Source organism: Embleya sp. NPDC050154 (assembly GCF_044460165.1).
Classification (GTDB): Bacteria; Actinomycetota; Actinomycetes; order Streptomycetales; family Streptomycetaceae; genus Embleya.
The window spans coordinates 1-8,589 of record NZ_JBITJP010000065.1 but is presented as its reverse complement, the minus strand read 5'-3'; the positions used below and the strand labels follow the sequence as shown (position 1 = coordinate 8,589).

8 protein-coding genes are annotated in these 8,589 nt (G+C 69.1%); 2 read left to right on the top strand and 6 right to left on the bottom strand.

Going from position 1 to position 8,589, the window contains the following annotated elements:
* Window positions 1-125: 125 nt before the first annotated feature.
* Window positions 126-1,040 carry an abortive infection family protein gene (locus tag ACIBSV_RS50490; protein WP_395874746.1) on the bottom strand — a complete coding sequence of 305 codons (915 nt, stop codon included), beginning with the start codon at window positions 1,038-1,040 and terminating at the stop codon, window positions 126-128.
* 108 nt (window positions 1,041-1,148) lie between these two features.
* On the opposite strand from ACIBSV_RS50490, the gene ACIBSV_RS50485 reads away from it, so the two are divergent.
* On the top strand, window positions 1,149-2,528 hold the full coding sequence (locus ACIBSV_RS50485) for an IS1380 family transposase (RefSeq protein ID WP_395874744.1): 1,380 nt from the start codon (window positions 1,149-1,151) through the stop codon (window positions 2,526-2,528).
* Between the two features lie 250 nt (window positions 2,529-2,778).
* Here the strand turns inward: ACIBSV_RS50485 and ltrA are convergent, their stop codons facing one another.
* Together ltrA and ACIBSV_RS50475 are read right to left on the bottom strand one after the other, a co-directional pair.
* Window positions 2,779-4,146: a group II intron reverse transcriptase/maturase gene (gene ltrA / locus ACIBSV_RS50480; protein ID WP_395874742.1), complete on the bottom strand. Its 1,368-nt coding sequence runs from the start codon at window positions 4,144-4,146 to the stop codon at window positions 2,779-2,781.
* Between the two features lie 917 nt (window positions 4,147-5,063).
* Window positions 5,064-5,468, bottom strand: coding sequence for a hypothetical protein (locus ACIBSV_RS50475; RefSeq protein ID WP_395874741.1), 405 nt, complete (start codon window positions 5,466-5,468; stop codon window positions 5,064-5,066).
* A gap of 2 nt (window positions 5,469-5,470) precedes the next feature.
* On the opposite strand from ACIBSV_RS50475, the gene ACIBSV_RS50470 reads away from it, so the two are divergent.
* Window positions 5,471-5,887, top strand: a complete 417-nt coding sequence (locus ACIBSV_RS50470) for an SgcJ/EcaC family oxidoreductase (RefSeq protein ID WP_395874739.1) — start codon at window positions 5,471-5,473, stop codon at window positions 5,885-5,887.
* A gap of 448 nt (window positions 5,888-6,335) precedes the next feature.
* Here the strand turns inward: ACIBSV_RS50470 and ACIBSV_RS50465 are convergent, their stop codons facing one another.
* The 3 genes from ACIBSV_RS50465 to ACIBSV_RS50455 all read right to left on the bottom strand — a co-directional run bounded on the left by ACIBSV_RS50465 (window position 6,336) and on the right by ACIBSV_RS50455 (window position 8,290).
* Entirely contained in the window at window positions 6,336-6,464 is a 129-nt protein-coding gene (locus ACIBSV_RS50465; protein WP_395874737.1) for a hypothetical protein, read from the bottom strand.
* 11 nt (window positions 6,465-6,475) lie between these two features.
* Window positions 6,476-6,799, bottom strand: a complete 324-nt coding sequence (locus tag ACIBSV_RS50460) for a hypothetical protein (RefSeq protein WP_395874735.1) — start codon at window positions 6,797-6,799, stop codon at window positions 6,476-6,478.
* Window positions 6,800-7,516: 717 nt separating this feature from the next.
* Window positions 7,517-8,290: a hypothetical protein gene (locus ACIBSV_RS50455; protein WP_395874734.1), complete on the bottom strand. Its 774-nt coding sequence runs from the start codon at window positions 8,288-8,290 to the stop codon at window positions 7,517-7,519.
* Window positions 8,291-8,589 lie beyond the last annotated feature (299 nt).

Sequence of the window (8,589 nt, the reverse complement as noted above, 5' to 3'; positions counted from 1 at the left end):
GAAAACACCACCGCCACAAGCTCATTGACATCGTGCACACCATGCCAACGACAACCGTCACCCTTCGTTACCACCGATTACGGGCCAGAGCCGAGTCCTTGATAGTCCCCGGACGCGCGCTGTACCTAATGTCGGCGGCGGGGCCGGTGTGCCTTTCGGATGCGGACGGCATGCGCTCGTGCGTTGCGGTGGGCGGTGCGTGGGGACTCTTCGGGGGTGTGGAGGTGGTGTTGCCCGTGCGACGTCGTCGGCTCGCGTTCCCGCCGTTTCATGGGTGTGGGTGTGAGGAGGCCCTTGTCGACGCGTTCGTGCCAGGTGTCGAGGAGGAACTCGGCCACGGTCACGGTGGCGTTCAGTGCCAGGCGTGCGTGGCGGGCGAGCGCGGGGCTGGGGGTGGTGCGGCCGTGGCCCAGGCCGAGTTGGTTGCGCAGCTCGGCCAGGGAGTTGACCGTCTGCGCGAGGGTGCCCAGGACTTTGTGGGACGCCTCGCTGCCCTTCGCGCTCGCGGGAACCGATTCGGCCTTGAGGGCGAGCAGGGCGGCGACCTGCGCGTAGAGCTTGGGGATGTTGTCGTTCTTGGTGTATGCGACCGCACTCTTGTCGAGGATCATCTTCAGCAGGCTCTCGACGAGTTCCTTGCACGAGGCGATCGCCGCCGCGGGGTCGCGTTCGATGCCGTCGCGGATCCGGCCCAAGTGCTCGTGCAGGACCACGGGATCGGTCAACAGCGGGCGCGTGTCGAGTTTGAGTTCGGGCAGTCCGCCGTGGAACGAGGTGCGGCGGCGGGCCCGGTACACGGGCCGTCCGCTGATCGCGCCGTCCGGGACCAGTTCCCAACCGTCCAGCGCGAGCGCGTCGTTGAAGACCTTCGCGAGGCGTCGGGCCTCGACCGGGTCGGCGCGGACGACCGGGTGGAGGGTCTCGGCGAGGAACCGCAGGAAGACGTCGTCGGACCCGCGAGCCAGGCCGAAGCGGGGATCGCCGAAGACCCAGTCGTCGTCCCAGTCCTCCGGATTGTTGTACCAGCCTCGCGCTTTCATGAAGCGGGGCGTCTGACATGCGGTCAGAAAAACGGAAAGTGCTCCTGACCTGCAACGATGGGACTTCTCTAGGGTCCTGTCGGCTGCACGGAAAGAAGCACTTCCCAGGTGAAGAAGGATAGCGGTTCGTATCCGCGTGTCCGGGTCGAGTCCGGTGGGTCGGGGATCGTTTCTCGGGCCGGTGGGGTGTTGTTGACCGAGACGGCTCGCACGGTCGGGTTGGATCGTGCGTTGTCGGGCGCGCTCGCGCCCTGGCACAAACCGAGGGCGGTCCACGATCCGGGGAAGACTGTCCTGGATCTCGCGGTGACGCTCGCGGTGGGCGGGGACTGCCTCTCCGACGTCGCGATCCTGCGGGAACAGCCCGAGGTGTTCGGTCCGGTGGCCTCCGACCCGACCCTCTCGCGCCTGGTCACCGCCCTGGCCGCCGCGGGGCCGAAGGCCGTGACCGCGATCCGGGCGGCCCGCGCCGCGGCCCGTGAACGAGCCTGGAATCTCGCGGGGAGGGCGTCGCCGGTCGTGGGCGAGCGGTTGACGATCGACCTCGACGGCGTCCTGGTCACCGCGCACTCCGACAAGGAAGGCGCGTGCCCGACCTGGAAGAAGACGTTCGGGTTCCACCCCTTGTGGGCGTTCGCCGACCACGGCCCGGAAGGGGCCGGTGAGCCCCTCGCCGTGTTGTTGCGGCCCGGGAACGCCGGCTCGAACACCGCGAGCGACCACATCGAGGTCACCCGCCAGGCCCTCGCGCAGGTCCCGAAACGGCACCGGCGGGGCCGGAACACGCTGATCCGCACGGATTCGGCGGGCGGCACCCACGAGTTCCTCGCGTGGCTCTCCCGGCCGGGCCGGTGGTTGTCGTACTCGGTCGGGTTCACGATCACCGACCGGATCCACGCGGCGATCCTTCGTGTGCCCAAGGCCGCGTGGACGCCGGCGTACGACGCCGACGGGCGTCCGCGCGATGGCGCGTGGGTCGCGGAGGTCACCGACATGCTCGACCCGTCGGGGTGGCCGAAGGGCATGCGGGTGATCGTGCGCAAGGAACGCCCGCACCCCGGCGCGCAGTTGCGGATCACCGACGTCGACGGCAACCGGTGCGTGGCCTTCGTGACGAACACGGCGGGCGGGCAGCTCGCGGACCTCGAACTCCGCCACTGCCGACGCGCCCGCGCCGAGGACCGCATCCGCCAGGCGAAGGCGACCGGCCCGCGGAACCTGCCGCTGCACGGTTTCGCACAAAACCGGGTCTGGTGCGAACTCGTCTCCCTCGCCTGCGAATTGGTCGCCTGGACACAGATGCTCGCCCTCACCGGCGACGCCCGGAGATGGGAGATCAAGAAGCTTCGCTTCCGCCTCTTCTCGGCCGCCGCCCGCCCGGTCCGCACCGGCCGAAGACTCGTCGTCCGCCTGCCGGAGCGATGGCCCTGGACCGGGCACATCCTCGACGGCATCGCCCGCCTTGCCACACTCGCCGCACCCACCTGACAACCGACCCGAACACCCCGACGAGCCGCGACACAACCCCGGAGACGTGGAACCCGGCGCCCCCGACGCGACAATCGGGCCATCGGTCTGCGCAGTCCCAGAAATGCCGGACCGCGCAAACACAGAGTCCCCGTCAGCGAAACGACGAGGACTCATGTAGGGTCGGGGGCTGGCGCGGTGGCAGAGTACTTCCGCCCCGTTTCCAGCCCCCGCCACATCGAACCGTGCATGCGGTTCTCCCGCACACGGCTCACCGACGCCGTTCACCACCGGCATTCGGCCTCCCCCGCCAGTCCCGGAAGGGCCTGGGTGCAACGACGGTCCCGTGCAGGCCGATCAGACCCGGTCGGCCGCGTGAGGCGAACGCCACCACGGACCAGCCGAACGCTCGGCTGCGGCGATGTCGCTTGGCCAGGAATCCCGCCAGCCGCATCCGCGCGTAGGACCCGATCTTGTCGAAATGCCGGGCCGAGTTCCCGAACCGGAAATACGCGGCCCACCCGCGCAGGAACGCGTTCACGTCCTGCACGATCACATCGACGGGCAGCAGCAGTCGGCGCCGTTCCGTGAGTTCACGGATCCGGTCGCGGGCATGCTGCACGGCCTTGTTCGCAGGCCAGCGGGCGAGGAAGGTCACCGGGCGCTTCCCATCGCGCGACCGGGAGGCCACCAATCGGTGGTGGAAGCCGAGGAAGTCGAGCCCCTCGCCTCCCACTTCGAGGTGGACGATCCTGGTCTTGGCCGCCTTCGGCTCCAGGCCGAGGTCGGCCAGCAGGAACGTCAGCCGCTCCAGGGCGGCTTCGGCCTGCTGCCGGGTCGCGCACATCACCACCGCGTCATCGGCATAGCGCACCAGCACTCCGTGTTGCCTCGTCTGCCAGGCCCGGTCGATCCGGTGCAGGAAGACATTGGCCAACAGAGGGGATTCCACCCCGCCCTGCGGAGTACCGGTGACCGGCCGGCGGACCTGCCCGTCCTCCATCACTCCGGCCCGCAGCATCGCGCGCAGAAGCTTCAGGACGGACCGGTCACAGACGCGTTCCTCGACCGCGTACATCAACTTCTCATGGTCGATCGCCTCAAAGCAGTTGGCGATGTCCGTCTCGACCACCCATCGCCGCCCCCGCCAGGACTCGTCGATCAAGACCTGGAGGGCATCGTGCGCGCCACGCTTGGGTCGGAACCCGAAGGAGCACGGCAGCATGTCGGCTTCGAAGATCGGTTCGAGCACGATCTTCAGCGCTGCCTGCACAATGCGGTCGCGAACTGCGGGAATCGACAGGGGCCTTTGCTCCGGCGTGCCGGGCTTGGGAATGAACACCCGGCGCGCGGGGAGCGGTCGCCACCTTCCGTCTCTCAGCTCCACGGCCAACTCGTCGAGGAATCGGGTGACCCCGTACTCCTCGACCTGCCCGAGATCGACCGAGTCGATGCCCCGCGCGCCGTCGTTGCGACGCACCGTCGACCACGCACGCGCCAGGACGTCCCTGCGGTGGACCTTGTCCCCCAGCGCGTGGAACCGCCGTCCGGGATCGGCCTTGGCCGCCCGGTAGAGCGCATGTTGCAGGGCACGAACCGGATCCGAGGGAGAACGTCCCCCGACGGCGGGAATAGCCACGCGGGCACTCACCGGGCCCCTCCACTTCAACACTACGCATCGACGAAGCAGCGGCCCTTCCCTCACCGGCGGTTGTGTTGTCCGTCCGGCTCAAGCGGTACTACGGCCGCCTCCGACGCCCACCCGACCCGCTTCCCCTTCCCGGGGTGCACCCGGTTATAGGTCGCGATGCTTCCGACAGCGCTCTTGCCGCAGGCTGCCGGGCCGGGGAGGGCCTCCCCAGTTCCCGTCGTCACCGTCGAAACGTTCCGTGTCCCATACGCCGGGGAGTCCTTCGCGGCTGCCCTCCAGGGTCTTCACCGCTTCCATGGCCTTCGCCCTGATTTCGGGGGCTCGGCTCTCCCTGTCCCCACCCTCACGGGCGGGCCTCTAACGACGCCGCAGACTTCGCGTAATGCTACGGACCGCTTCTTTGCTCCCCCTTACAGGGCTTTCGACGCTGGACTTCGACGCCGGGCGTTTCCCCCCGACGCCGCCAGCCTGCTACCGGGCCTCCTGGCAGCTACCCGGACCGGACTCACACCGGCAGGCGACGACGAGCTTACGAACCAGCGATCAACCACCTACATGGCCAACCTCCAAGTCCTGCTGGGCGTACGAACGATCGAGGCTAGCGGGACGCCTCCTCTCGTGTTCTCCGGTAGGTGTGTCTTCAATCCGGACGAGCCGGACCGGAGGTCACGCCGGGAATTCGAGGAAGCCCTCACGTACGGCGGTGACGTCGTCCTTCACGCGGAGAATCTCAAGGACTGGCGCATCGACGGTCCGCCCGGTCTCCAGATCTCGGAGTCGTTCCCGGCTGTTGCAGGATGCGGGTGGGCCACCCCGGTGGTGCCGTCCGCCGGACGTTCCTCGTCGGTGATGTCGACGCCGTCGCCGAGTCCGGCGGTGGCTCCGCAGTCGTCCAGGAGGGCGATTCACACGAGGCCGAGCGCCCGGGCCTGGTCGAACGTCATGTCGCGCTGGTGCCACTTTGGTGCGACGTTCAGCAGCCCGCCGCTGACGGTCGGCTCGCGCCGGGCCACGGCGACCACGGCGGCCCGGTGTGCGTTCCACCACGCGGCGGGGGCGCGGACGACGACGGGCAGGCGGAGGATCTCCGCCAGATATGCTTGTTCGCGCCCGTTCTTGTCGCCCGCCTCGGTGCGGTGAAGGTGGCGGCAGTGCCGTGCCAGGTGGTGGTGCGGGCCGCGCCGCCGGGCCCGAAGCCGGTCGCGACGTCGATGTCGGTGCCTGCCGGGAATGGGCCGGGGATGTGCAGGCGCGTGCCGGGCGAGCGCGATGATTACGGTCGAGGACCTACGCAGCATGGGAGCGCGCACGAATGAGTCGTCCGGTCATATCTGAACAGGCCGCGTCCGGTGAGGACCTGCGAGCGATCGACGAGGTCTTTGCGGAAATCCAGGCGGGGGTGAGCGAGTTCGACGCCGGCAGAGTCGGCGCGCGGTTCACCGCCAACGCGTCGTTCACGACGCCGGCCGGGCAACGGTTCGACGGCTGGGAAGCCATCAACGCCCACCACCGTCGCCAACTCGCGAACCCGGTCGAGGGTTTCCGCACGCACATCGCCCTTGAACGCGTGACGTTCCCGGCACCCGACATCGCAGTTGTGTTCGTGCGACAGAACGCGGCCACGGCGGCGGGCGACTTCGCCAACGCAGGCACCTGGGTTCTGGTCAAACGGGACGGCGGTTGGTGGGTGCAAGCGGTCCACAACACCAACGTCGCGACCACCGCCTGAGCCCCATACAGAGCGCCGCACGCGGCGGACGAGGCGAATCGACCATCGCGGCAGGCACGAATGACTCCGCCCGGGTCGCTAGACCGGCTCGGGCCGCCCGGGTACGCGGCCGCTGCCCGGCCGACGTTCGCCGGTTGGAGCTCCGCCCGCTTGTCTGCCCCGCAGATCCCTGCCGCGCGGGGGAGAGCGCACCGCGGGGGGGACAGGCGTGAAGGGACCCCGGAAAGACGGGGATGCATTCCGGGATCGCCCCCACGGTGCGTCGAGCCGCTTCAACGGTCGCCCCGCCCCCGGCGGCGTCGGCCGCGCTCCGGGACACCGCGTGACCGGGCGTCCGGATGACCGGGCACTCTGCGCCGCGAGGAGACGACGAAGGTTGCCTTCTTCCCGACGGAGGTCGTGCTGGAGCGACGCGCGTGTACGGCTTGTTCGCGATGCCGGAGGCTTGTCAGTTGCCCGGCTCGGCGCGGGTGGTGCCGACCGCGTCCAGGGTCTCGGCTCGCCGGGCGGCGATGTCCCGCCAGTCGCGGTGCAGGTTCCGCGATGTAGGCGGGCAGTTCCCTCGCCGTAGCTGCATGCGCGGACGGCCTATACGAACTGCGCCTCTTCAGGCGGTGTTACGTCCAGCCCCCACAGCAAGCCTCGTCCCTCCGATGTCGCGAGCCGCGCGACGGCGCGGACCACGGCCGGCAGCGGCGGGCAGCTGTTTCCGTCGGTACACGCTCCCACCCCGGCGGTACGGGCGGCTCTGACGGCGGGCAAGGTCGCTTCGATGGACGGCGCGGGATCGCCGTCGAGCGCGTCGGCCAGCAGCCGGGTCTCGTCGGGGTCGAGCCAGCCGTATATGCCCGCGATGCAGTCGACACCGGCCTGTCTCCAGGCGTTGCCCCGGTTCTCCAACCATTCCAGCAATGTCCGAATGTCCTGGTCGTACCTGAGAGTCCCCCGCTGGTCGACGCAGATATCGAGGGCCCCGGCAGCATGACGTTGCCCATGAAGGCGCCACTGCCGAGACACGTCTCCTCGACCGCCGTCTGGAAAAGCTCGCACAAGTCCAGCCAGGCGCCATGGTCCGGCGGCAGCACGTACTCGTCCGTGGCCGGGGGTGGCACCTGGCCCGGCTCACGGCGCGGGCGGCGCTTCGGGCGCGATACGGGTCGGGGGAACAACTCGGTGGGCACCTCGCCGGCGAGGTCACGCCCGGCCATCAGGCCGAAGGTCAGCTTCCTGAGGTCGGGCGTGAACCGCGGGACCGGTGTGGGCCGTGGCTGACGCTTGTTCCACACCGCTTCCAACCACGGCTCGGCCACTCCTTCGGCGTGCAGCCGTCGCATGGCCGGTACGACTTGTTCGTGGAATCGCCGGTAGTCGAAGAGGTATATGCCGGAATCGATGATCATCTTTCCTGCCGACTTGAAGGACGAGGAGACCACGCACTACCGCGGCCATCCCCCACCGAGGACTTCGTCGACGAGGTCGCCACACGGATCGTGTCGCAGGGGCTCCCGTACTACGAAAGGCCATAGCGGCTCCTGTAGGCCGTCACGACAACGCTGTCGGCGATGGGCGCACACATCGGGTGGTCCGCTGATCTCCGAAGCGCCTCCCGGGCACGGCGCTGGGGGTCGGTCACGCGCGGAGTCGGCGATCGAGCGCCCAGCCGATGCCCTTGCCGGAGAGCCACATGGCCTCGTCCACGGCCGGCGCACCTTGGGGCCGGGAGTCCACGACGACCTCCAGAAGGGCGTCGCGCTCGTCGGCCTCGACCCGGGCCAGGAGGCTGAGTGCGGTGCCGAGGCGGATGCCCGCGTTGGTGTCGTCAAGGCGCAGTCGCAGCCATTTCGCGACGGCCGATCCGAGCTGGTCGTCGCTGTGTGAGCCGGCTCCGAGGTTGGCGACGGCCTCGACGGCTTCGATCTTCAGCGGTTCCTCGGTCTCGTGGTCGAAGAACTGCTGGAGCGCTGGAACCAGAACGTGGCGCTGCGCGGTTGCCCCACCGAGGAGAAAGACGCACGCACCTCGGAACGGTGTGTCCCCGGGGCCCTGTGCCAGCGCAAGCACCCGGGGCAGCACCGCCGCGTAGCCGGCGGCGACCGACTCCTCCCAGGCAACGCCCTTGTCGTACACGCTCCTTCGCTCGGCGTCAGCCTCACTCCGTACGCGCCGCCATGTCCCCATCGCGGAGCAGTACACGCTTGCCAGGTAGTGCATGAGCTCGGCCCCCAGCAGCGTGCGCTGCTCCAATGCCAGCTCAAGCATCAATGGAATGCACTCCGGCGAGCCTTCGTCGAACACCAGCCCCTGAGGGGTGAGCACCATTTCGAGTTCGTCTCGGGCGTTCCATGCGGTGTCCTGGTCCGGGCTGGAAAGATCATCGATCAACCGGAGCAGCTCAGTCTTCACCGGCTTCCCCCGTCCTATGAGAACTGGCGTCATCAGTGCGCCGTGGTGGATTTGCGCCTTCCGGGGTCCGGCCTTCGACCGCAACCCACCCGTTGTGGGTCAGGGGGCTCCGGTGCGAAACACGCATGGCAGACGGGCCCGATCCGACGGACGGTGGCGTGCATCGCGGCCCGTCCGCGCGTACCTCCTCCGGCCTCGCGCCGGAGGCTCACGGGATCCTCGCCGCCGGTACCCCGGCGGGTCTCGGCGGCGCGCGATGCGTGGGTGTGGGAAGTCGCGAGGTGGATGATGAGTCGCGG